Annotated in this window: 12 protein-coding genes, 1 tRNA gene and 1 pseudogene; 10 read left to right on the forward strand and 4 right to left on the reverse strand. The window is 37.4% G+C overall.

Annotated features, from left to right (window positions below; translation table 11 throughout):
• Positions 1 to 5: 5 nt before the first annotated feature.
• The 3 genes and pseudogenes from JGH11_RS05290 to JGH11_RS20135 form a co-directional block, all read left to right on the forward strand.
• A tRNA-Leu gene (locus JGH11_RS05290) sits at positions 6 to 89 on the forward strand.
• Between the two features lie 157 nt (positions 90 to 246).
• Complete coding sequence (locus JGH11_RS20130) at positions 247 to 549, forward strand: hypothetical protein (protein ID WP_236263869.1); 303 nt, start codon at positions 247 to 249, stop codon at positions 547 to 549.
• A 3-nt stretch (positions 550 to 552) separates the two neighbouring features.
• A pseudogene (locus JGH11_RS20135) lies at positions 553 to 795 on the forward strand (transposase); the annotation flags it as partial.
• A gap of 68 nt (positions 796 to 863) precedes the next feature.
• Here the strand turns inward: JGH11_RS20135 and JGH11_RS05300 are convergent.
• Complete coding sequence (locus JGH11_RS05300; protein WP_201110527.1) at positions 864 to 2,147, reverse strand: PepSY-like domain-containing protein; 1,284 nt, start codon at positions 2,145 to 2,147, stop codon at positions 864 to 866.
• A 439-nt stretch (positions 2,148 to 2,586) separates the two neighbouring features.
• On the opposite strand from JGH11_RS05300, the gene JGH11_RS05305 reads away from it, so the two are divergent.
• The 6 genes from JGH11_RS05305 to JGH11_RS05330 all read left to right on the forward strand — a co-directional run bounded on the left by JGH11_RS05305 (position 2,587) and on the right by JGH11_RS05330 (position 14,284).
• Positions 2,587 to 3,165 carry an RNA polymerase sigma factor gene (locus tag JGH11_RS05305; protein ID WP_201110528.1) on the forward strand — a complete coding sequence of 193 codons (579 nt, stop codon included), beginning with the start codon at positions 2,587 to 2,589 and terminating at the stop codon, positions 3,163 to 3,165.
• Between the two features lie 135 nt (positions 3,166 to 3,300).
• Positions 3,301 to 4,296 carry a FecR family protein gene (locus tag JGH11_RS05310; protein ID WP_201110529.1) on the forward strand — a complete coding sequence of 332 codons (996 nt, stop codon included), beginning with the start codon at positions 3,301 to 3,303 and terminating at the stop codon, positions 4,294 to 4,296.
• Positions 4,297 to 4,445: 149 nt separating this feature from the next.
• Positions 4,446 to 7,805 (forward strand): SusC/RagA family TonB-linked outer membrane protein, encoded by a 3,360-nt coding sequence (locus tag JGH11_RS05315; RefSeq protein WP_201110530.1) that lies wholly within the window; start codon positions 4,446 to 4,448, stop codon positions 7,803 to 7,805.
• A gap of 17 nt (positions 7,806 to 7,822) precedes the next feature.
• Positions 7,823 to 9,607: a RagB/SusD family nutrient uptake outer membrane protein gene (locus JGH11_RS05320; RefSeq protein ID WP_201110531.1), complete on the forward strand. Its 1,785-nt coding sequence runs from the start codon at positions 7,823 to 7,825 to the stop codon at positions 9,605 to 9,607.
• A gap of 240 nt (positions 9,608 to 9,847) precedes the next feature.
• Entirely contained in the window at positions 9,848 to 12,145 is a 2,298-nt protein-coding gene (locus tag JGH11_RS05325; RefSeq protein ID WP_201110532.1) for an alpha-L-rhamnosidase C-terminal domain-containing protein, read from the forward strand.
• 30 nt (positions 12,146 to 12,175) lie between these two features.
• Positions 12,176 to 14,284, forward strand: a complete 2,109-nt coding sequence (locus JGH11_RS05330; protein WP_201110533.1) for a hypothetical protein — start codon at positions 12,176 to 12,178, stop codon at positions 14,282 to 14,284.
• A gap of 251 nt (positions 14,285 to 14,535) precedes the next feature.
• Here JGH11_RS05330 and JGH11_RS05335 read toward each other — a convergent pair whose 3' ends face one another.
• Positions 14,536 to 15,078 (reverse strand): NADPH-dependent FMN reductase, encoded by a 543-nt coding sequence (locus JGH11_RS05335; RefSeq protein WP_201110534.1) that lies wholly within the window; start codon positions 15,076 to 15,078, stop codon positions 14,536 to 14,538.
• A gap of 371 nt (positions 15,079 to 15,449) precedes the next feature.
• Here JGH11_RS05335 and JGH11_RS05340 point away from each other — a divergent pair, with 371 nt between their 5' ends.
• Positions 15,450 to 16,562: a fibrobacter succinogenes major paralogous domain-containing protein gene (locus JGH11_RS05340; protein ID WP_201110535.1), complete on the forward strand. Its 1,113-nt coding sequence runs from the start codon at positions 15,450 to 15,452 to the stop codon at positions 16,560 to 16,562.
• Here JGH11_RS05340 and JGH11_RS05345 read toward each other — a convergent pair whose 3' ends face one another.
• On the reverse strand, positions 16,563 to 16,880 hold the full coding sequence (locus JGH11_RS05345; protein ID WP_201110536.1) for a DUF493 domain-containing protein: 318 nt from the start codon (positions 16,878 to 16,880) through the stop codon (positions 16,563 to 16,565).
• Between the two features lie 158 nt (positions 16,881 to 17,038).
• Complete coding sequence (locus tag JGH11_RS05350; protein ID WP_201110537.1) at positions 17,039 to 24,988, reverse strand: hypothetical protein; 7,950 nt, start codon at positions 24,986 to 24,988, stop codon at positions 17,039 to 17,041.
• Between the last annotated feature and the right edge of the window lie 595 nt (positions 24,989 to 25,583).

The following is a 25,583-nucleotide window of genomic DNA, read 5'->3' on the forward strand; positions in this document are numbered from 1 at the left end:
AGGATGCTCGGATGGTGGAATGGTAGACACGCAAGACTTAAAATCTTGTGACCATTACGGTTGTGCGGGTTCAAGTCCCGCTCCGAGTACAGAAAAAGCTTATAATCGATTGATTATAAGCTTTTTTGTTTTTTAAGGAGTGACTTAAGGGATAAGTAAAAGAATTTCTTTTTCAATAATAGTTTTTTTGAGTTTAGTGTTTAAATCTCTAACAATCAAATTTTTAAATCAAAAAAACGCTCTGTTATGCCAAATAGTTGTGAGGTTACAGATATTTTCTATTTATGTGATGAGTTTTCCTCAGATTTTCAAGTTTATTATTCCAAACATGCTCTGCGTGAAGATAACAGTAAAAAGTATCGCAATAAATCTAAGTGTTTATCGGATAGTGAAGTAATGACTATCTTGATTTCCTTTCATTTAAGTGGAATGAGAAATCTGAAGGTTTATTATTTGTTTTATGTTTACACACACATGAACAGTGAGTTTCCTCAATTAGTTTCTTATAACCGCTTTGTAGGACTTCAACAGCGGCTTCTTCTGGTTTAGAAGCTAAGAAACAACATGAAAAGAGAATTGCCTCTTAAAGACACGATAATGCTTCGTAAAAGAGCTATTATTGAGCCGGTGAATGATAAGTTGAAAAACATTTGTCAGATTGAACATACAAGACATCGTTCGTTTGCAAACTTCTTGACCGATCTGATTACTGGATTATTGCCATATAGTTTCTTTCCTAAAAAGTCTTCAATTAGAGTAGATATAATAGAAGATAGCCAATTGACTATCTTCTGAAATAATTTTCTTATATCGAACTCACGTTAAATGAATATAAAATGTTGTTGGTAATATTTTTGTGAATCTTATTTATCAAAACCTTTAAAATTGCCGTTTAAATCAAATATCAGTTCTATTTCTGGATATCCTGATAATTCTATTTTGTATCCCGAATATTTCTTTTCAAATTCTTCTATCAATCGTGTTGAGTAATTTGCTTTCACATATGACAATATTTTTGAAGGGATTATTGCGTCGGGGACGCTCTTGCTTGGCAAAACCTCTACACTTAACAGTTCGCCACCTGCCGAGAAATCAACCTCTGTACCATCCGAAAGTTTTACTTCAAATTTATTATCGTCTTTTTCTACATACAAGATGGTAACCGATTGAAGAAAATAGGTATTCAAAATTGTTCTAGCTGCCGTAGGCAAAACATCAACAGAGACTCTATCGTTATCATGGTTGCTGTTATTATCGCCTCTGTCTTCACTCCACAAATTTCCCTGGAGATCGAATACCAAATCTACATTGCCCGATAAGTCAATTTCATATGTACTCACTTTCTTTTCCATACTTTCTACCTTGCGTGAAGCGTGATTTGCTTGTATGTAGTCATTTATACTCTGAGGAAGTAATACTAAAACAGATGTGGGTATAGTAGCTTTATTGGCATCTATATCTTTCCATTCCCCTTGCAGAGTGAAGTCTATTTCAAGGCTATTAGCCAGTGTCACATCGTAGCTGTCGTTGTCTTTTTTTACCATGGCCACGTCCACCCCAGTAAAGTGAGTGATCAGAAAGGTTTGAGATATAGTTGGCAAATTGCTTACAGGTACATCCACATCATGGTCATCGTGATCTGTACCCACATAATTACCATTTACGTCGAAGTGCAACTCTATATCGGTATTACCCGTGAGGTCGACTTCATATCCTGCAGTTGTTTTTTTTATTTCGGTTATACTCTTTGCCGGATAGTATTGAACCACATATGAAACAACAGAACGGGGTACGAGCGCCAGAACATTATCAGGTAAGGCACCATCATTGTTAGCTTCTATGTCATACCATACTCCATTCTGATCAAATTTAATTTCATAACCCGAAGCATACGTCGTTGTATAAGTACTTTTAGCGGTAGCTGATTTTGCCAAAGAAACATCATATCCGCTAATTGCTTTTAAAGCCTTCGTTACTTCATATCCGTTAAAGTGATCTGTTATAAAAGTTTGTGAAATCGCAGGCAACTGGTTGTAAGCGATTGTCTCCGTTCCATCTCCGTTGTCGTTATTGTCGCTACTGCATGCAACAAAATTTAGAGAACCTGCCAAAAATAATACTGTAAAAAATAATTGTACTGTTTTCATTTGCTATTAAGGATTGATTATAATACAAAGGTATATACCTAAATCTGAAAAGATTTGGGAATAAAATCAGAATTCAATAAAAAAAATAGAAAAATCTTGTTGGTGAGTGATTTAGACAAAGGAAAAAAACTGTTTCTTTTTCCTTTTGAGTGTACAAACTGAAAAACAGTTATCTATTTGAGTTTATTAATGTCTAATATAAATAGACAAGAGATATTATACTACCTGTCAATAGCTTATTTTCAGATATTGTTTTGAGCTACAAAACAGTTTACTGGCATTTTCAAAAATGGAGTAAAAAACGGAGAATGGTTGAATTCATGGTTACACATTTCTTTAAAATTCCACTTATTACTTTGGGCTGGTTAGCAAAACAATATTATATTTGCCGTGAGAGTGAGCAATACTCAACGTTAATATAGAAATCCAGAATGAACCCATGATAAATATTTCAGATGAACATAAGAAAAAACAGACAGTCGGTTCATATGGGGATTTTACGTCTATGTATGAGATGTTTGCACCTCAGTTATATACCTTTATATTTAACTTTACACGATCAAAATCATTGACTCAAGATATTGTTCAGGAAACCTTTCTAAAAGTATGGATCAAATACAAAGGAATCGATGAGTCATTATCATTCAGATCCTATTTGTTTACAATAGCGAAAAACCATATGCTAAATGAATTCCGTAAACAATTGAATAACCCTGCCTTTCTCGATTATGTACAATTAAGCATGGAAGAAGAGTCAACGGAAACTATGGTTGAACAGAAAATAGACTTCGATGAATTTAACCGCCTGCTTCAGCGTTCGAAAATGAAATTATCCTCCCGGCAGGCACAGATATTTGAATTGAATAAAGAGCAAGGTTATTCAGTCCGGGAAATTGCGCAAATGCTTAATATTTCCGAACAAGTCGTTAGAAATCAATTATCTTTGGCCTTGCAAATTTTACGTCCTGAAATGAAAAAATACTCATTGCTCTTCATACTCCTCTTTATCCAACTCTGAACTCTTTTTAATTAAATGTTTTATAACATATCTTATGGCATGTTATAATTATAGCCAGACATGTGTATAATATATACATGTTGTATATGTCTTTTATAAATATTTATAAAAAAAGGTGAGCCCATTTAATTCGCAATGACAGAATCGAGAATTTATTATTTACTATCCCGCTATGCTGACAAGGAGATAAGCAAGGAAGAACTGCTGGAATTGAAAGAACTGGTGAATAGTTCGGACAATTCATTATTAGGCGGAATGTTTGAACACCTTTGGTGCAATTTTGATTATAAAGACGGAGAGGCTGATAAAAAGGAATTGGATAAAATATATTCCGGCATACAGAAAAAGCTAAAACGGAAACAAATAAACATGTTTTTATATCGTACATTAAAATATGCAGGAATAATACTTATACCGCTTTTGTTCACTCTTTCCCTTTATTTTTATCAGGACCGGAAAAAAATGTATCAGTTAGGTCAGAAAGAAATAACTATAGATGTTGCAAAAGGACAAAAGGCCGGCATAACCCTTCCAGATGGTTCCAGAGTTTATCTAAACTCAGAATCCTTATTACGCTATAAGCAGAACTTTGACTATAAGGATAGAAAAGTAGATCTTATGGGAGAAGCTTTTTTTGAAGTGAAAAGAGATACTACAAAGCCGTTTATTGTTTATACAAAACATTTAAATATAGAAGTTTTAGGAACTACCTTTAATCTCTATGCCTATGAACAGGAAAACACAATAGAAATGGCTCTTGTTTCAGGATATGTAAAGATCGAAACGCATACTGTGCCATCTGAGGTGATGTATGTCAAATCAAAAGAGAAAATATTATTTGATAAGATATCGGGAAAGCTACACTTAGAAAAAACAAATACACTCTTTGAAACAGCATGGATGCGCAATGAATTGGTTTTCCGTTCCGAACAGATAGAATCTGTTCTTACCAAAGTAGAACGAAAGTATGGTGTAAAAATACACGTTGATGGAAAATGGATTGAGAATGATCGCTTTACAGGATATTTCTATAGCGATCATGTTGGAGATGTCATGGAAATACTCAGAATGCACTATAAATTTGAATATAGAATGAAGAATGATGAAATATGGATCATTACAGCTAATTAATTGATTATTAACCTTAAAAAAAGAAAAACATGAATTCCACATGAAAAGGCCGGAGAATGGATAAGATTCTCCGGCAATATAAGTTAACCTTTTTCATAAATGCGATCCCCACCGCATAAATTATTTGTATTAACCTTTAAAAATTGAGTATGTTAAATTATCGAAAAGGTCAATTATGCTACATAAACAAAGGTAGCAAAAAAAAGCAACTGTCTTTTCTTATTTGTGCTATATTTTTATTCATTAGTCCAATTGGAATATTAGCACAGCAGTCAAAGAATATCACAGTTTCAGTCAAAGAAGTTACATTGCAGCAGTTCTTTGAGGAAATAGAGAAACAGAGTTCTTACAAGTTCTCCTATAGGGATATTGTATTGGAGAATAAAAAAGATGTTACAATCAATGTTTCAAGTCAACCGGTAGAGTTTATTCTGAATAAAATACTTCCTTCCCGCGGCTTAGCATACAAAGTAATGGGAAATTCAGTCATTGTTACTGCTGTAGTAGGACAACAGAAGGAAGAACCAAAAACGATTAGCGGAATCATTGTTGATAAAGCAGGAGAACCTCTTATTGGAGCTAATGTAATAGTAAAGGGTACAACGAATGGAACGATAACCGATCCGGAGGGTAATTTTTCATTAAAAACATCACCCGATGCAATTCTGGAAATATCTTATGTTGGATTTAACAAACAGGAGGTGCATGTAGGTTCTCAACACTTCTTATCTATCTATATGGAGGAAGATTCAAAAGCACTTGATGAGGTGATTGTTATTGGATACGGAACAACAAAACGGCAGGATTTTACAGGGTCTGTTTCTTCAATTAAACTGGAAGACTCTCTGATAGCTTTGGCTTCAAACTTAAATGCACTGGAATCCATAAAAGGCAATGTCGCTGGCCTTGATATCGGTGCCACAAACTCTGCCGGAGGACAACCTTCAATGCAGATGCGGGGTCAGAAGTCTATTTCCGGATCCAATGATCCGTTAATAGTCGTAGATGGAGTTATTTATATGGGAAGCCTCAATGATATTAATCCCAATGATATTGCCTCTTATGATATATTAAAAGATGCGACATCGGCGGCCGCTTATGGTTCGCGTTCAGCAAATGGTGTTATCATTATTACAACTAAAAAAGGACGTTCAGGTAAGCCTATCATCAACTTTAATGCTTCCGGTAGTTTGCAAACCTGGCAAAACCGCCCGAAGCTGATGAAAGGTGAGCAATGGCTGGAATCTGTTTCAGCTCGGAACAATAGTTCGGATTTATCTTGGCTGACCCAGCAGGAAGCAGCCAATAGAGAAGCAGGCCGGGAAATTAACTGGTTAGATGAATCTACCCGTACAGGTTGGGTACAGGATTATTCGGTATCTGTTTCCGGAGCAGGCGAAAAATTAAATTATTATTTGTCCACAGCTTATGCTAATAATCAGGGCGTTGTTATTGGTGATGATTTCGACCGTATTTCTGTACTCGGAAAAGTCAATGCAGATATCACAAGTTGGTTGCAGATAGGTGTTGATGGTGCATATACACGATCCAACTATCCGGGTACGAGAGCCAATATATACATGGCAACTGTTATGACTCCTTATGGGGTTATGTATAGAGATGAAGAGAATAAATTATTAGAAAGATATCCTCAGACACAAGCTCTGATCAATCCTCTCTGGGGAGTGCATGACGGTACGCATGACAGGTATGATGAAAGAAATAGCTTTCGCTTGAATGCTTATGCAGTAGTAAAATTACCCTGTCTTCCCGGATTGAGCTATCGATTCAACTATTCGGGTAATCTGAACAAAAATCAGGTCGGTGAATTTTATAATGAACGATATTTTGTAAGGCAGGGTGCTTATGATGATGTTTCCCGCTATACACCGGCAGCCTATCAGTTGCTATTAAGTAACGCTAATGGAAATATTGATAACAACAGCTCCTCCAGCTGGGTAATTGATAATATTCTGAATTATAAAAACACCTTTGGTAGGCATACAATCGACTTAACAGCCGTAGCAACCCGCGACCGGAAGGATTATGGACAAGTAATTTCCAGAGGTAATGATTTCTCAGCCAATGGAAATACCGTGTTGGAAGTAAACGGCCTTCATAAAGTCGTCGTTCAGAAAATTGAACTGAATAAGTGGAGACGTTCCAATATCGGTTATCTGGGCCGGTTGTCCTATTCGTTTAAGGATCGGTATTTCTTAACTGGATCTTTTCGCCGCGATGGTGCCTCCGTATTCGGAGTAAACCAGAAGTGGGGCAATTTTGCAGCAGCCGGAGCTGCCTGGAGAATATCGAATGAGGCATTTATGCAAAATATAAAAGTACTGAACAATCTGAAACTAAAGCTTTCATGGGGTAAAAACGGTAATCAGGGATTGAATCCTTATGGTACGCTTTCCACCACAAAGAATGGTTCTACAGGCGGTCTTCGATACGAATTCGGCAATAGTAGTAATATTCTGTATGGATTGGCTGCCGATGCACTTGGTAATGCAGACCTAGGATGGGAATCTACGGAGTCATGGAATACAGGATTTGAGTCGGCCTGGTTGGGTTCTCGGATTTTCGTTGATCTAGATGTTTACTTATCACGGACAACCAATCAGATATTTGAACGTGACATACCTGTAATAACCGGTTTTAAGAAGATTAAATCTTCCATGGGACAAGTTAATAATAAAGGTTTGGAAATAACGGTCCGTTCCGTTAATATCGATAATAGGGAATGGAACTGGATGACAAATGTCACTTACTGGATAAACCGTAATAAATTGGTACATCTATATGGTGAAGATCTGGATAAAGATGGCAAAGAAGATGATGACATCTCCAACAGCCGGTTTATAGGCAAGCCGTTAGGCGTTATTTATGGCTATGTCCAGGATGGAATTGTCCAGGAAGATGATACGGAATACATAAAAGCGAATGGTGTAAGTGCGGGCGTTCCCAAATATAAGGATCTGGATGATGATGGTGTGATTACGTCTAAAGACCGTGATATTTTGGGATATACCAGCCCTAGTTTTAAATTGAATATGAGCAATACTGTCAGTTATAAAAACTGGAATCTTTATGTAATGGTTACAGGAACTTTTGGTGGTGGTGGATATTACATGAAGTCTAATACGGCTGCTTTTATGGTCAATGGCACCGGTAACTTTAATACAAATGGTATCTATATCCCATGGTGGACGCCGGAAAACCGAAGCAACACATATCCTTCAGCAACTTTCTCCGGTGACGGAGGGCGGTTTCAGGGATTGCAGAACCGTGCATTTGTTCGCTTTCAGGATGTTACCTTGTCTTATACCTTCCCTCAACAGTGTGTAAAGAAGATGGCTATCAACAATATGAAGATATTCATGACGGTGAAGAATCTGGCAACAATCACAAACTGGAAAGGTGGAGATCCGGAAGTTGGCACACCTGTACTTGGAGATACATACCCTGTGCTGACTTCTTATTCATTAGGTATAAATCTTAGTTTTTAATCTTATAATAATAAATCATGAAAAAGATAAAGAATAGTCTTCTGGCCTTGTTCTTTCTGCTGATTGCAGGTGCTTGTGACGATGCCGGCTTTTTGACAGAGAAACCCGATACATTCTATACAATAGACAATACATTTTCTACTTCAGAACAGGTAGACCAGGTTTTAGTAGCTTGCTACTCTCATGTGAGAGTAATGATGTGCATGATAGAAGAAGGTACTCCGTCTTTTGCATTCAGAGGTGGAAATGGTACCGATATGTTTGATGTAGCTACAATCAGAAGAGGAAACCGCTTCAATGACTATAGTATATTGAATGCTTCTAACGATGTGTTCTATATAAATTTTTCTCATTGGTATCAACTATTGGCAAAAGCAAACTTAGCATTATATGCTGCAGAATTACCTCAAATATCTTGGGGATCGGCCTCCGATAAAGCTTATGCTATAGCACAAGGTCGTTTTTTTCGTGCTTTCTGTTACAGAAATCTAGGAGAATTATATGGAGGAGTTCCTATTGTAACAGAAATTACTACCAAACCTCGTTACGATTTTAAACGGACCTCACGGGTAGAAACTTATCAATTTGCAATCGATGAACTCGAAGTTATATTAAACGATCTGCCGGAAACAACACCCATCGGAGGACGGTTAGTCCGTGGAGCAGCACAGCATAATCTTTGCCAATTGTATATAGACAAAGGTGTAGCATTGGAGGAAGAGGGCAAAGCCGGTGAAGCCCGAAGTGCCTACGAGAAGGCTGTCGAGTATGGTAATGTATTGATAGATGGCTCTTTATATAAATTGATGACAGAGCGCTTCGGTACACGTATGAATGAAAATCCCGATTATTATTATGCAAACACGGTAGCAGACCAGACACCAGATCATCTGTATTCATCCACCGGGTTTATAATAAAAGGAAATGTTTATTGGGACCTTTTTCAGGAAGGAAATCAGAATTATCAGGAAGGCAACAAAGAAGCTATTTGGGTCGCACAAGTAGACTATGCAGCTTATAAAGCTGAAGATAAGCAATCTCTACTTCAATATTCACGTGTGTTCGGCCCCGTTTTTCGTGACCCGATGTCTGCTCATCTGGCTAATGAACTGGAGGATGTGGGAGGACGTGGCATTGTGCAAGTAATGCCTACCATGTATACCCGCGATATTATTTACAGTGGTAAGTGGGGAGACGATATGAGAAACTCTGAAGCGGTGTTGAGAAGAACCTTTTTAGGAAATAAAAAAACTTCTCCATATTATGGGAAAGTTGTACCCTGGAGTATAATCTACCGTGACGGTGAAAGCAAAGATGCTGTGGATGCAGCTAAAACTCAATGCTTCCCTATTTCATGTAAAATTTCAACCGATAAATATACAGGATTGAAAGACGGACAGAACAGGAGTAATTTATTTCGTGACGAATATCTGATTCGATTGCCGGAAACGATTCTATTGCGTGCAGAAGCCAAAATGCGTGCAAATGATAAACCTGGTGCGGCATCTGATATAAACTTATTACGTACCCGTGCTAATTGTGGTTATCTGGTTACTGCAGCCGACGTAAATATAGACCTGATACTCGATGAACGTGCCCGGGAACTTGTTTATGAAGAATGCCGGTGGAACACCCTGCTTCGTATGGGAGGAACAGTTGCTTTAGAGCGCATTAAGAAATATGCGTATTGGGATGATCCTCGAAATACATTGACTAGAAGTTTCAATCTATGGCCAATACCTCAAGTTGTGATAGATACCAACAAAGACCAAATAATGAGCCAAAACCCGGGTTGGAATTGATAACATTGGATGAAATTCATTGCGTTGAATTTATAGACTAATCATATTGCCGGAAGCCAACTTTTACCAGAAAGTTAGAACCTGTTCAGACCAATGGGAGAAGATATACAGAAGTGTTCTTTTGTATCTTCCGGCTCGATTAGCCTGTCAACATATCGTTTGTATTTATAGTCTTTAGTTGATAAATTCCTTTTTATAAGTTATTCATACCATTTACGTAATGTTATAAAAAATAATTTCATGTATAAAACAAAAAAAACAGTAACCCGAATTATTCTGATATGTTCTTTTGTTTTTTTTACTATTTTGCTACAAGCTGCAAAAAATAAGCCATTCGGATTGATGACCGATCTGATAGAGCATACCGACCGGATATGGCAAAATGGATATGCTAGCAATATATTTGTTTGGCAGACAGATGGCGCAATAGAAGCCCTTCAATATGCACAAATACGCTCTACTCATCCCTCTCTTAGCTGGATTGTACCAGGAGAGACAAAGGGTACCAGGCAGATCGCCTACCATATTATATTAGCAGATACTTACTCCGAGGCTGTAGCCGGAAGGGGGACTGTATGGGATAGCGGACTTATCGATAGCGATCAATCTACCGCTGTGCCTTATTGGGGAACAGAGCTTAAGAAAGATAAGTGTTACTTCTGGCGGGTAAAGTGCGTGACAAATACGGAAGGGGAGAGTGAATGGTCAGATGTTAAAGCTTTTCGTACAGCATCCGCCCTATCAGACTATGCAGCTACATCCTATCCTCAGGTCAAATCTATGGAATATCCGATATCTGTGACAGCAGTTACAACAGGTACCTATGTTGCGGATTTTGGGAAGGACGCTTTTTCCCAGTTATTATTGACACTAACCTCTCTATCAGATACAGATACAGTACTTGTACATTTGGGAGAATGCATGTCGGGAAGTCGTGTGGACCGTAATCCCGGAGGAACAATCCGCTACCACTCTTATCCTTTGGTTCTACTAAAAGGAACATATACTTACCGGATCAAGATAGCCAAAGATAAACAGAATACAAGAAGCGCCGCAATATTAATGCCTGGATATGTGGGCGAGGTGCTCCCTTTCAGGTATTGCGAAATCGAAGGTTATGCATCTCCGTTACTTTCGGGTGCGATATCCCGGGAACATGTTCATTATCCGTTTGATACAACTGCGTCCTCCTTCCAATGCAGCAATGATACATTGAATCAGATTTGGAATATGTGCAAATATTCGATTCAGGCTACTTCCTTTACCGGCATGTATGTAGACGGTGACCGCGAACGTATTCCTTATGAAGCGGACGCTCTAATCAATCAACTCTGCCATTATAGTGTAGAGAGGGAATATTCGATGGCACGCCGTACACACGAATACTTACTTCAATATCCGACCTGGCCTACAGAATGGATATTACAAGCTGTTCTGATCGCATGGAATGACTATATGTATACAGGTGATAGTCGTTCACTCAAAGTTAATTATAACATACTCAAAGCACGTACATTAATGCAACTACGGGAAAAGAACGGAATGATAAGTACGACTCAAAACTTACAGACTCCTGAATTCTTATTCTCTATTAACCGGCCAGGTGAAAAAATAAGAGATATAGTAGACTGGCCTCATACAGGAATTCTCGGCCTGAATAAACATGAGGGAGGGGAAGCTGATGGATTTGTTTTCACTGATTATAATACTGTAACAAATGCTTATCACTACGAAGCGTTAAAACTTATGGGTAAGATTGCCAAAGCACTGGATTTAAAGTATGATGCTTCTTTTTTCGAAGAAGAGGCAAATATGTTCCTTATTAGGTTTAATAAGATGTTCTTTAATCCCAAATTAGGCTATTATGTAGATGGTGATACAACAAACCATGCATCTCTTCATGCAAATATGTTCCCTGTTGCATTTGGAATGGTTCCGTCAGGCAGAATGAATAAGGTAATGGAATTTATACAAACTCGCGGGATGGCCTGTAGTGTGTATGGTTCTCAATTTTTGATGGATGCAATATACGAGTCCGGTAATGCAGATTATGGCCTGCATATGTTAACAAAAACAGACGACAGAGGATGGTATAATATGATCCGTGTAGGCTCCACTATTTCGCTAGAAGCGTGGGACAATAAGTATAAACCGAATCAGGACTGGAATCATGCTTGGGGGGCAGCTCCTGCTAATATCATTCCCCGAAAAGTAATTGGAGTAGAACCGTTGATTCCCGGTTATGGACTGGTACGTATAAAACCGCAGTTAGGGTCATTGAAATGGGCAAAGTCAACCATCCCTACGATAAAAGGAAAGATACAGCTTGCAATAGAAAACAAGACGGAAAAGTTTTCCATGAAAGTAGTACTTCCTGCCAATATGGAGGCTGAAGTTTATTTGCCGCTACCTTTCGGAAAGTACGAAATCTATAATAACGGAACATTTGTAAAGGCAACGAAAGTAAAGGGAGAACCATTCTTGTATGTGGGTATGATAACCTCCGGTACTCATGAAATAACAATGTATATCAAGTAAACCCTAATAATGTAAAATTATAAATAATAGATGTCTATCAATATATTTTCTTATATTATATTACTAATATCCTTTTTGGGATATAAAGATAATGAGTCTAAAATTAATAGAAAATCCCTGGTCCATAGAAACAATCCTACAGTGGTAAATGTTGATACACTATCTTCCTTTACTATTGGGAACGGAGGCTTTGCCTTTACAGTAGATGCTACCGGATTGCAAACATTTACTGATTTGTACAAAAATGGTATTCCATTGGGAACACAGTCCGACTGGGGGTGGCATAGTAAGCCTAATCTTAGAGAATTCACCTTTCAGGATATATTAAAACCGTTTGACTTTGGACGCGGTAAAGTAGAATATTATGCTATACAGAAAGATGAGTCTACAGATTCGAAAGAAGCAGCAAATTGGTTCAGGGCAAATCCCCACCGTATACACTTGGGAAATATAGGATTAGGACTGGATGAGGGTGTAAAAGCTTCTGAATTAAAGAATATTTCGCAGGAGTTAGACATGTGGGATGGAATAATAAAAAGTAGTTTTACTATTAGAGATCAACAGTTTGATGTAAAAACAGTTTGCCATCCGGAGAAAGATGCAATAAGTGTGTCTATTCATTCAAACGCCAAGCCATCTGTAAAATTCTGCTTTGCTTATCCTTCAGATAAGAATATATCCGATGGTTGTGAATGGGATAAGAACGATTTGCATCATACTTCTATTATTCATTCGGATAAATATCGGGTTATTTTGAAACGTCAGATCGACGAAACCATCTATTATGTGACAATAAAATGGGACGATGAGGCAGACTTTTCCGAAAAGGAGAAGAATTATTTTACATTATCATCCAAAAGTAATGGGCTCCATTTGGTCTGCTCATTTTCACAAAAAAGAGATGCCGGTGATTCGCTTTCATATGACGATGTACAGCAATTATCGGCTCGATACTGGAACTCCTTCTGGAATAAATCGGCGGTTGTAGATTTTTCGTTATGCAAAGATCCCCGGGCTAAAGAATTGGAACGCCGGGTGGTACTATCACAGTACCTGCTCGCTACTCAATGTGCAGGTGGAAGCCCTCCGCAGGAAACAGGTTTGACTTATAATTCCTGGTATGGTAAATTTCATTTAGAGATGGTGTGGTGGCATCAATCGCATTTTGCTCTTTGGCAACATCCTGAATGGTTGAGCAACACATTGAATTGGTATATAAATGCATTACCTATAGCCCGTGAGATTGCGGTTCGACAAGGCTTCGACGGAGTAAGATGGATGAAAATGACCGATCCTTCGGGTATGGATACGCCATCTTATGTTGGCCCTTTTTTGATATGGCAGCAACCTCACCCTATCTATTTATCAGAGTTATTATACAGAACTGAACCTTCACAGAAAATAATTGATAAATATAAAGATATGATCCAGCAAACAGCAGAATTTATGTATTCGTTTGCCAGCTATGATGTAAAGAATGATCGTTACATATTGAAAGGTTATATACCTGCTCAGGAGAGGTTTGAACCCCAAAATACAGTAAACTCTCCGTTCGAAATGTGTTATTGGATCGTGGGATTGGAAATAGCACAAAAATGGCGTGAACGCTCAGGGCTTGACCGTTGTATGGAATGGGATGATCTGATTAAAAAGTTATCTCCTCTTTATTCAGAAGATGGTATTTATCCTGCGGCCGAATCGGTGGGTAAAGATTATGCAAATGAACGTTATACCACCGACCATATGAGTGTATTAGGATCTTTAGGTATAATTCCTCAATGCCATCTGGTAGATAAAAAGATCATGAGTAATACTTTGGATTGGGTCTTAAAGAATTGGAATTGGGATCAAACCTGGGGATGGGATTATCCAATGACTGCTATGACTGCTGTGCGTTTAGGGGAGGCTCAAAAGGCCATTGATATATTGTTGATGGATAGGCAAACTAACACATATTTAAATAATGGTCATAATTTTCAAAATAAAGATTTACGTGTATATTTACCGGGTAATGGAGGATTACTTACAGCTATTGCCTTAATGTGTGCAGGATGGGATGATAATGATATTCCTAATCCGGGATTTCCCAAAGACGGGAATTGGGATGTAAGGTGGGAAGGGCTGTTACCGTTACCTTGAAACTCATAGTCTGTCTTATCCTAAAATAGGTGGTTCTTTGTCATATTTGCTGAAAATATTCTTGTTGATTAATATATACTCAACCGCTCCGAGTACTTTAAAAAGCGCTAATCATTTATAAATGATTAGCGCTTTTTCTTTATGATTATATTTTAAGCGGATGTAATCTCAAATCTGAGTATGTCCTTTGTGATCTCAACCTTTGAAATTACTTTAAACGGTTTGATGATGTTCTAATGTTTAATAATAAATTAATTAACCCATTTTTTATAAGCGTCCATGAATTGTTTTAAAAACTTGATTGTTCTTTCCGATGTAATGATACCATTCTCGTCTAAAGAGTTCATGATCTCGCCCAAATAACATTCAGGTTGGTTCATCATACGTACATCAAGGAAAGAGGTCACTTGGCGAAGATGATGATTTGCTCCAAAACCTCCGATAGCACCGTATGATTGGCTTATTATTGCTCCGGGTTTACCGGCCCAAACACTTTTGCCATAAGGTCTAGATCCCACATCTAAGGCATTCTTTAATACTGCAGGTATAGAACGATTGTGTTCGGCTGTTACTATCAAAATAGCATCAGAAGCTTTTATTGTTTCTCTAAATTTAGTATAAATATCTATCTCCTCATCGTCGTAATCTTGATTATATATAGGCAGATTACCTATTTCTATAATTTGCATATCAAAGTCATCTGAAGCCAATCCTATTACACAATTAGCCACACTTTTCGAATATGCTTTCTTTCTTAAGCTTCCTACTAATACTGCAATTTTCTTTTTCTTCATAATTTCTTGTTTTTATATTACTACTTTAATTATTGGACTCGCGTAAAAAGTTATCCTAGATCAGTTAATTTATTGACTAAACGATTAAATAAAATAGGATACAACCTTATTTGCAAATTACTAAAAAAGATTAGTAGTAGAATAATAAATAGAAGGTTTAACTTAAAAGAACAGTTTTATATTCACTCTTTAATCGTTTTATTATGGAGTGTCGATGCATCTTTGTTGATCAAAAAAACTATTATAGATATAGATATTAAGTAGATTTAGTGATTACCCATAAGTATTTTCATTTGCTTATCACAAATAATGTGTATTTATATCTATATTTGCGATATAAGTATTATTAATAAGTGAGTGGTGACAAATATATGGAACGGGGCGTAATATTATCTAAATTCATTGCCGGAATTTTGATATTTATCATGTTGAATGGTAGTACAGCATTATTTTCGCAGATAACTATTGGCAGTAGCCATGAACCCAATGTCGGTAGTCTATTAGATCTGAAAGAACATTTAGCAGATTCAGATAATACTACAGCATCAAGAGGTTTGCTATTACCTCGCGTAGCTTTGAAAAAGTTGGAGGGTAATCTATCCGAAACTCTAGGGGTAATTGATTCTTATTCAAATATAGATCATACAGGTTTAATTGTTTACAATATAACTGATCCAGAGTGCCCTTTATTCATGTCTGGTATTTATGTTTGGGATGGTTCATCTTGGCAAATCTTAGGAAGAGAAAATCTTAAAGATAATTTTTCGTACATCGAAAATACAGATGGAACTGGAGTCGTCACAGATTATGAAGGGCACTCGTATACGACAAAGCGATTTATGGGAACATTGACCGATGGCACAATATACAATAAGGTATGGACAACTCAAAATCTTAGATCTTTGAAAGATAAAGACGGTCAATGGATTGAATGTCCCGATGGACTGTATTTTAATCAAGGGTATAATAATACTGCTGGTGTGTTAGGGGTTAATGTAGTTACCGAAATACCAAATGAAGTAATAGGAGATTATATTAATGCCGGGGTAGCGATATCTGGGCAGTCATACGATGATTTTATTGATAACTTTGGTCTACTTTATACTGTGGATCAGGGTACTAAGGCATGCCCTAAAGGTTGGCATATGCCAACATATAATGAGTGGAAGGATTTATTGGATATGATGGGTGGTACAACTGCAGCTTTGGAACCAATAAAAGCTAATGCGGGTAAAGTATATGGCTATGTAGAAGGCGGTTCTTATACATGGGGGAAGGCAAATAATACACCTAATGGCTTCAATGCAATCCCTGCTGGCTATGTAGAAGTTACAAGCCGGAAACCTTTAAATTTTGGAAGAACGGCTGGATTTCACGGAGTTGGAGCCGTTGTAAATATACACTATGGAGGCTTTACTTATATAGGTTTTACTAATAGTAATAACGCATCTATGAGATATTCTGTTAGATGTGTAATGGATTGATTAAAGTGCCATAATTCCGTCAATGGCAGAAGCTTGCCTATAATAAATTATAATATCGTCAGCATCATTTACTGGAACCTTTACGGTTATGCTTGTATATTTACCATTCTTACTATCTCTGGTAGAAAAACTTGTATTTGGATCATCGAAGATTGCACATAGTCTCGCAATTATACTTTGTTCCGAAGGTACAATATATTTAAATATATAATCAGAAGGGAACATATGAGTTTGTTCAAGTTTCTCTTTAAACTTCAAATAAAAATCGTCAATATGCTGATTCCTATTATTTTCTAATATTTCTATTTTTTTATCCATGACAATTTTAAAACAAATATTGAGCCATAATATATCTATGTCAAATTGACTGAGTCGGCGACTGAAAATATGCTATAAACAAAACCTCATAACCATTATAAGTTATGAGGTTTAATCTTAAGAAGAATATATATGATCGTTTAGAATATTAGAAACGATTATTTAGCAATAAATTTACAACTAACAGACTTACCATCTGTTCGCATAACTTTTACTACATATATAGATGGAGATAAACTTATGTTATGCGTGTAATAAGTAGAGGTTCCATCCAACTTCTGGCTTTTGAATATTTGTTGTCCTGATAGATTGTAAATAATTACACTTTCGATACCTAACGATGAATCTATACTAAACACATTGTCAATATAGCAGACTGACAGATCGTCGGAAAATAAGGTAGAAGCTTCACCGGATGTAAATCGAATAGAAAATCTGCTAAGATCGATATAACTTGATTTAGAACTGGTAGAAGTCTGACTAAATGTGTAGCTGTTCTTATCTACCAAGTTTTGCTTCGTACCTGTACTCTTATCTATGAGTACAGGTGTGATTCCGGTCAATGCTACAAATTCCTCAACCTTTCCAAAGGTTAGAGTCAGGTCGCTGTTACCTTCTGGATATCTTATTCCTATACTGACTTCCTTATCGCCCGGTTGATAAATCTGCATGAGATTGTAGCTGGTATCATTCTTTCCGATAAAAAAGACTTCGGGAGTTAGGCGTTCTTCTTTATTAATGAGTTTACTAACATTATTTGCTGACTCATCTACTGATGAGGCTGGACTCAGTTCAGCATAATCACCTTCAAGTCCTTCGCTACTTTTGATAGTTACATTTAAAGCTCCGGACAATTCGATTCGTCTAGGGGTAATGTTAGTTGTGGTACCGGTCAGTGCGTAACGGCCTTCAATAGGAAAGTATAGTTTCCTTCCTGCACCGGTTGTAGTAAAAGTTACTATAAACGATTGAAGGCTATTTACGGCATTATAAGAACCATCTGTCATTCGATATTCATACTTTTTCCATTGTAAACCATTATCATCGACATATAAGCGATATCCTTCGTCTTTTACTAAAATGTTTTGGTTGATTTCATAGAAGTGATCCATATTTATAGAGGCCATAAATGGATTTCCTATTAGCACATGGGGGCTATTTGTTGAGCTAACGTTCATAACATAACAACGTAGGGTGTCACCACTCGACGAAATAATTTCCTCAGTCTTTCCTTCATAAATAAAGCGGTAGGATTCGTTCCCACGTTTCATTTTACCAATCGGATTGTGCAAAGTTTGAAGCGTTTTTGCATTAAAGTAGTAGAACGAGCTGAGCCCGGCAATATAGTCGTAACTATGTCCCGGATGATAGATTTCTTCATCAGTGTTATTCCAATAAGGAATTTCTAGGACACCTTTCAAGCCCTGAAGATGTTTGTGATCGTTATAGCCTATTTTCCCAGACTGATAAAGCCCAGTATTAACAATAATAACATTGTTTGTCTCTGCCAAATTGATATCATTTTTCACACTATTATTCTCGAAAGTAATAGTATTTCCGGATATCACATTATGTAGGGCTTGCCAAGTGAAAGGATATCCACCAAATGCAAAATCACCGGATGCCATACTTTTCAATGGAGCTGCCAATGGATACCAACGATTTCGTTTCATGCTCAATGCAGATGCTCCATCTTTGTTTTCAGTTGGTTGCAAACCATCCGACATATTTGCATAATAGCCAAAGTTATATTGTACTTTGGCATTATTATAAGCCAACTGATGCTGATATGCTAATTCAGAACCATAATGAAAAATGATGCTGTCTGCTTCAGGTTTACCATATATTCCGGTTGCTCCATGTGATTCATTTGTTGGAGTAACATCTGGTTTTAAGGATGGATAATTAGCATTAGCACCTGAAATATAAGGTATATGCACACTAGTACATAGTGTTGGAATCGCTTTAATTTCTGTCCCACTAATATCGGAAGCCCAATTGTCAATGTTATTCCAATTTCTATCTATTTTCCCGGTCCAATACATCGTTTTAGGAGCAACAGACATATATGGTAGTCTATATCTTATAGATAGGTCTTCATTGATCCCTTCGGCAATAAATGTATACCTTCCGGCATGGTCTAAAGTTAAATTTGTTATACTAGGGTTCCGTATTCCACTCAATTGTGTTGAGTCAGGATTGAGCCATTTGTATTTTACATCTGTACCTGTAGTGCTGAAATCTTTACTATCGAATTGGACTGTCCCGCCGATACAATTCTTATATGGATTTGCCCAAGCTAAGCCACTAAGGTCTATATTGGCAAATGAATCACTCTTATTCGGAGGACATTCTTCGCATACAGGCTGACTTGTCTTTCCTGTCCCATCATCGTTGATGTTTATAATCAAGTTATCAGTTGGAATATATTTCCCGAAATCTTCGATCTCAATTGAGACCGTAATTGTTTCATTCTTATTTATATTGCATTCTTCTTGCTGTGTTATGATAAGATTCTCGGAATTAATAACCATATTATATACAGATATCATTATAGGTCCATCAAAAATAGCATCACCTTTATTGATTAACTTCAGGTCTTTGATCGTTAGTTTATCTATGTCAGCATTGTATTCGTATCTAATGTCGCTAGCATCTGCAATTTGTATATTTGGTGCTAAAAACAGAGATATTCCTTTATGATTGAGCGTTGTTTGCTGCATCAGAAAGCTATTGTAAGGACGTATGTCATCATCTGTGCCCAATATGGCGTCTTTTCCGGGAAAAATTGTCGATGTGTTTAACGGAATGCGGGGTACAGTAAGATCTTCATTTATGTTTACGGCATTATATGCATATTGGTTCCACACTTTACGTGCGGGAGCCCACGATGCCCCGCCTGACTTATAGATACGCAGTAAGCCATTGAAAGCGAATGCTGCTGGTCTATTGCCAATGGTAACAATTTCGGCCTGTCCATCATCATCAACATCGGCAACGATAGGATATTCAAATGTAGTAATCGATCCACATTCAAATGTAGCCAGATTATAAACAGCAGTAGTATCCATGCCTGTTATGTGGCTTTTGAGACTTCCGTTTATAATGCGTAGAAGCTTTTCGTCGCGATAAACCAATTCTGCAATATTATCTTGATTAAAGTCAAAGAGTGTTATAGATGTGGCTCCTGATCTATCATAATGATCTATTTGCCAAAATGTCTTCATTTCTAGAGGTGATGAAGGGTCATATTTTAGGGCCGTAATTTTATCTGTTTCGGGATAAATAACGTCCCCAGCGGCTCGTCCGTGTATCAAAACAATTTCAGGATATTGATCTCCGTCTATATCGCCTATAAATGGTATATTCTTTTTATATACATTAGCAATTTTAGCTGATGATATTATTTTCTGTTTGAATGGAGACCATGCATAGACATAGCAAGCATTCTTAGCTCTGTCTATTGTCGAAACTATAACATCTGGATGTCCGTCCAGATCAAAATCTACCATTTGTGCACATCCATCTATTGGAGCTATTGTTCCATCGAATATTTCCGGTGTGACAGTCGTTGTTGATAATAGAGAGTTGCCAGTTGTACCTTCTCTGTTTGTTATTTTAACATCATATACAGCGTTTCCTGCAAAAATTTGTTGGCGGCCATTTTCAAGGACACTGCCTACTCCGACCTGAAAATAATTATCTGACCACCCATGGCTGATACCTGTATTTCCTCCTGGAATTTCTAATAGTAATTTGCCACTTTCTGCTGCAAATATTTTATTGCGGACAATAAGTTCAGCCCATCCATCCCCGTCAATATCGGCAAGATTAACAGCGGCTCCATAGGGTTGAGCTCCATAGTCTGTTGAAGAATTCCATAGTAGCTTTCCATCAATGTTGTAACCATGTAACTTTTTTGTAGAGCTGGATATGCTTACTATCAGCATAGTGTCTTTTTCGTTGTTATATTTGATTCGTCCTATCGCAGCTATAGGTACGGCACCCACATAACTATAGTTAATCGTTATCGATTTTTTTAGAGTTCCATCTCCTTTCAATATGTCGATTATATTGCTGGATGCTCTTAATGCTAATATTTCTGGCTTTCCGTCGCCGTCAACATCCCCAACATATGGAGGTTGTCCTACGTCATATTGAGTGGTATTCTTTATTACTACTTCATTTACAGACCAAGTTTGTTTCGGAGGTTCTATGTAACATGTTGCATCACTTATATTATCAGGTTGTGGCACAACATTTATATAAACGTAAGCGGCGGAAGTACCTGAGCCGCAGGATATCTGATACTTTAACGTATCGTTTCCTATATAATCAGTATCAGGCGTATAGTCGATAAATGAACCGTTAGGAGTTGCTGTTCCATGTTTCGGAAGTTCTAGTAGAATGACTGAAGGCGTACTACATGTAGTAGGTATAACATCATTGCTGGTAATATGGAGTGAGTTAGTTTTATCCATAAATGCCAGTAAGTTGTCATTATTAGCAAAAATTCCACTGACACTTACCGTATTATTGTTCATGTTACAATCCATATACGACCCCGGAGCAGGGTAGGTGGTCCCATCGTCTTGCAATCGTATAGAATAATTCGCAGCCATATTTTTTATATCAAGCTCCATTAGTTCTAATTCGGTCGAGCTTCCTGGTGCTAAGGATACGCCTAATGGTTTTGTTACCAGTAGACTACTTGGGTCGAAAGTACTGCCTTTATATAATGAGACTGGTAGCCCCGAGTTTACATATTTCTGTCCCTGATTAGCTATAATCACAGAAAGCTTAACGGTAGTCTCATCTTTAAGAACTGCGTTTAATTTCACGACAAAGGGATCGGGAGCATCCAATACAGGTTCCATATTTATATTCGATATCGGCACTTGAATCAATGTTCCATTAAATGGTGAGTGCTTGACTCCGTTCACTTCGAATTTCATATTTTTAGGTATGGAAGTGGTTGGTACAGTCAGGTCGTTATTGATTTGAGTAGGTTCATAATTTACTTGATTCCATACCTGACGTGTCGGAGCCCAAGGTTTCGAACCACTTTCGTAAACACGTATATATTGAGGACCAATGCCATATCCGGCGGAACATGTCACGCAAACATTAACACTCCCATCACCGTCGACATCTGCAATAATCGGAAATTCGAATGCTGTACCCGAAGCACAAGCGATAGATGCTCCGGCATCGGATAGTATAGGTGGTGTATTATCTGCACGTCCATCAAGTATACGCAATAACGTTTGATCGCGATAGACTAATTCATTAATTCCGTCATTGTTAAAATCGAACAAAGTAATACCTGTACCTCCTGATGTATCGCTAGTTTCCAGCGTCCACTTCTCTTTCATTTTACCTGTTGCAGAGTCATATTTATATGCAAGTACTTTTTCTTTTATTGTTAAACATATTTCAGGGTGTTTCTCCCCGGTCAATGGATCTACAACGCCATCGATATCACCTACAAATGGGTATGATTGTGCGGGGTAACCGGCATCTGTGTAAACTAAAATATTATCTATAGCCCTGCCATCAATAGGACTCCAAACATATAATCTGGTTTGTCCTGCATTTTGTACATTTGTAACTATTACATCCAGCTTTCCATCCATGTCTATATCAGCCACAGCAGTAAAACCATCTCCAATCGAAGTATTTTCATATAGCTTGGTACAAGTAACAGATTGTTTGTTTGCGGCAAACGTGACTTTGTATATTTTACCTCCCGCAACTATTTCAGGTAAACCATCCTCATCGAAATCTGCTGTTGTAATAAAGTTTGAAGCCTTATTCCCAACACGATTTGGTACTCGTCCGACATTGGCGGAAGCTATTGGTTCGGTTTCTCCCAGATAAGCACCTGTAACAGCGTTATAAATCTTATTATAAACAATCAATTCAGGAATACCGTCGCCGTTGAGGTCCGCCACGATAGGCTGCGGAAAATTATCCACAGTGATAGGATTGTCAAATGTGACGGTTCCTAAAAGAGGCCATTTCTTTACCATATTGAATGTTCCCCCCGTAGTATCAGCTTCATACGAAGTAAGAGTTTTATTTGGATTTGCTACAATAATTTCTCCCATTCCGTTCCTGTCTGCATCTACCAGCACGGCAGTCATCACCGGATACCAACCGCCAGAACCTAAAGCGGCAGACGATAAGTTAATAGTTGCTTTGGTCACTCCATCCGCACCATTGTATATATTTATCTTTGTCAGATCGGGTGAATAGCCAATGATTTCGGCTAGCCCGTCGCCATTGAGGTCGCCTACCAAAACTCCGGTATTAGAATTTCCCTGATTAGCTTGTGACCATTTTTCCTTAATCTTAAAATCTATTGGTTCGAAAGGGACAAAACATCCCGAAGGGTCGGTCTGGATATTGTCGGGCAACGTCTTGTATATCTTGACCTGAATATTATATGATTGTTGGCAAGATTGGGGAACTCCGCTTATATTATAGTTGTCGACAGCTGTAATTGTATATTGCAGGATAGCAAAGTCTTTTCCGGTAGCTAATTTAAAAGCCTGAGCCGGAATAACATTAGTCATTCCACTTTTAGTAATACCAGACCAGTTTTCAATCGCATTACCTCCTGTTGAAATGTCAACCAGATCCCATTTGTATGTAACAATGCCTTTATTTCCTGTATGTTGTATGGTACGCGAAGGAAAAGTCTTTTCCGATAGTAAAATAACATCAGATGAGCCCCCGATATTCAGTTGAAAATTAGCACAAGTTGATAGTTTTGCTATACTGGTTTTTCTTGTCACAGGATCGAAGCCCATCGAGAAGAATCCATCTTGTAGCCCGACTATACGCAACGATGTATTGTTTGGATAAGGATCACCTTCGGTTAATTCGTAGGTGGTTCCTTTATCTTTTATCTCATAGATATAATTGGTTCCATTTTTCTGAATAGTTCCTACATATTTATTCTCATTCATGTTTAGAATAAGAGGATTTTCATATGAAATCATTCTTGAACTCTTATTCTCGTATACTCTATATGCAAGAGTTCCGTTACTGTTTAATTTAGCAAAAGAGGCTCCTTGAGGTCTGTTTTCTGTTGCATATTGTGGATTAAAGAATGAACCTCCATCTATAGTCGGAGTGCCTGCCATTGGCATGTTTATAGCACCACTACTTACTGTGTTTGCATTAAAAGTTCCTAGACTAACATTAGGATTATCAGGGTTTATTTTCATAGCAACGTCTTGCCATCCAAATAAAAGAATATTTCCATCGGGATATTTGTTAGCTCCAGTAATAGCTACGCCGTCTTTACTGTTTGGACAACGTTCTGCAACAAAGATACCATCAAGGGTATATTCATGTAACATACCAACGCCTTCTCCACCAGCTGCTCCTATTTTTCCCGTTGTATGTATATCTAATCCTGTAAGCAATATTTTATCCTCATAGGGAAATATTTTATAGGCTTCTGCCCCACGAGCAGTTTGATTTTTCACTATATTACCCTCTGGGTCAATCGCTACCATCCAAACTCCTTGTTTCATTCGTGAACTACCATGGCTTCCTGGAGAATAATCTGTCACCGCATCTTCTGGCGCTTTCCACAAGTCGGCTCTGAAACGAGTAACAAACCCAAAAGCTAAAATACTTCCGTCTTTTTTCATGACAGCAGTATTTAAAGAGGAGGCTAGTATATCTTGGACATTATAGGTACCTAACAAACCTAATACTCGGAGACCAAATATATCATCTGGATAAGTATATCCAAGACTCTGAGGTGTGCGAGCTATATATTTATCATAGTAAGACGGAATAGGAATACTCCAATATTTTAGAATATTACCCGATTCGTCAAGCATAGCAATAAAGCCTGTGCGAGTATCTTCTGTACCGGTTAGTAGGTACCGGGTTTGCCCTGTTTCAGCAAAATATAGTGGCTGAGCTTCCAATCCTTGAGGTGATCCTTTTAGCCCTGCGGGAATATTATTATATTCTTTGACCCATACTACTCCCAATTCTGATTGGGCCATGGCCTTACTTCCCAGAATCAAGGTAAGTATTAAGATTGTAGTTGAAAGTAAATAATGTTTGTTCTTAAGTATCATGAGACTAATTTTATAATTATCAATAATGTAGAAGAGGTACTAGAACCTTAATTTAATGATAGTACTTCTTCAATTGAAAACTCAAAGTTTCCGCCTGGTTCGTCTTTTTATTTGGTAAATCTGCGATGAAGATTTTAACTGAGGCTGTATATTCTCGAGTATTGGTGTTACAGGCTTGTGCTTGTGTTGTAGTCTCGGGCAATAATGCATTTTCTTCTCCAATTCCACGACCAGAGCTAGAAACTAGTAACGTGTCAATAGGAGAAATAAGATTAGTAGCCAAAAAAAACATTTTCATAACTTAAATATTAATTTGTTAATATACGTACATACATAATGAAATAATATTATTTCATCATCACTTGTTTTTAATACGTAACTGAAAAAGATTTGACTACCGAGTAGTTATTGAAAAGTTTTTGACGCCCAAAGATAAACAATTTTAAATATAAACATTAAAATTAAGTTTAAATAATCAAGATTATTGCATATTTAAGATTTTTTGACTCTATGTAATAAGTTGCTGTAGTGGAGATTAATCGAAAAAGAGTAAGTTAATATATTGCACTGTATTATACTTCTTGTTATAATGATA

The organism is Dysgonomonas sp. Marseille-P4677 (genome assembly GCF_016652235.1).
In the GTDB taxonomy this organism is placed as follows: Bacteria; Bacteroidota; Bacteroidia; order Bacteroidales; family Dysgonomonadaceae; genus Dysgonomonas.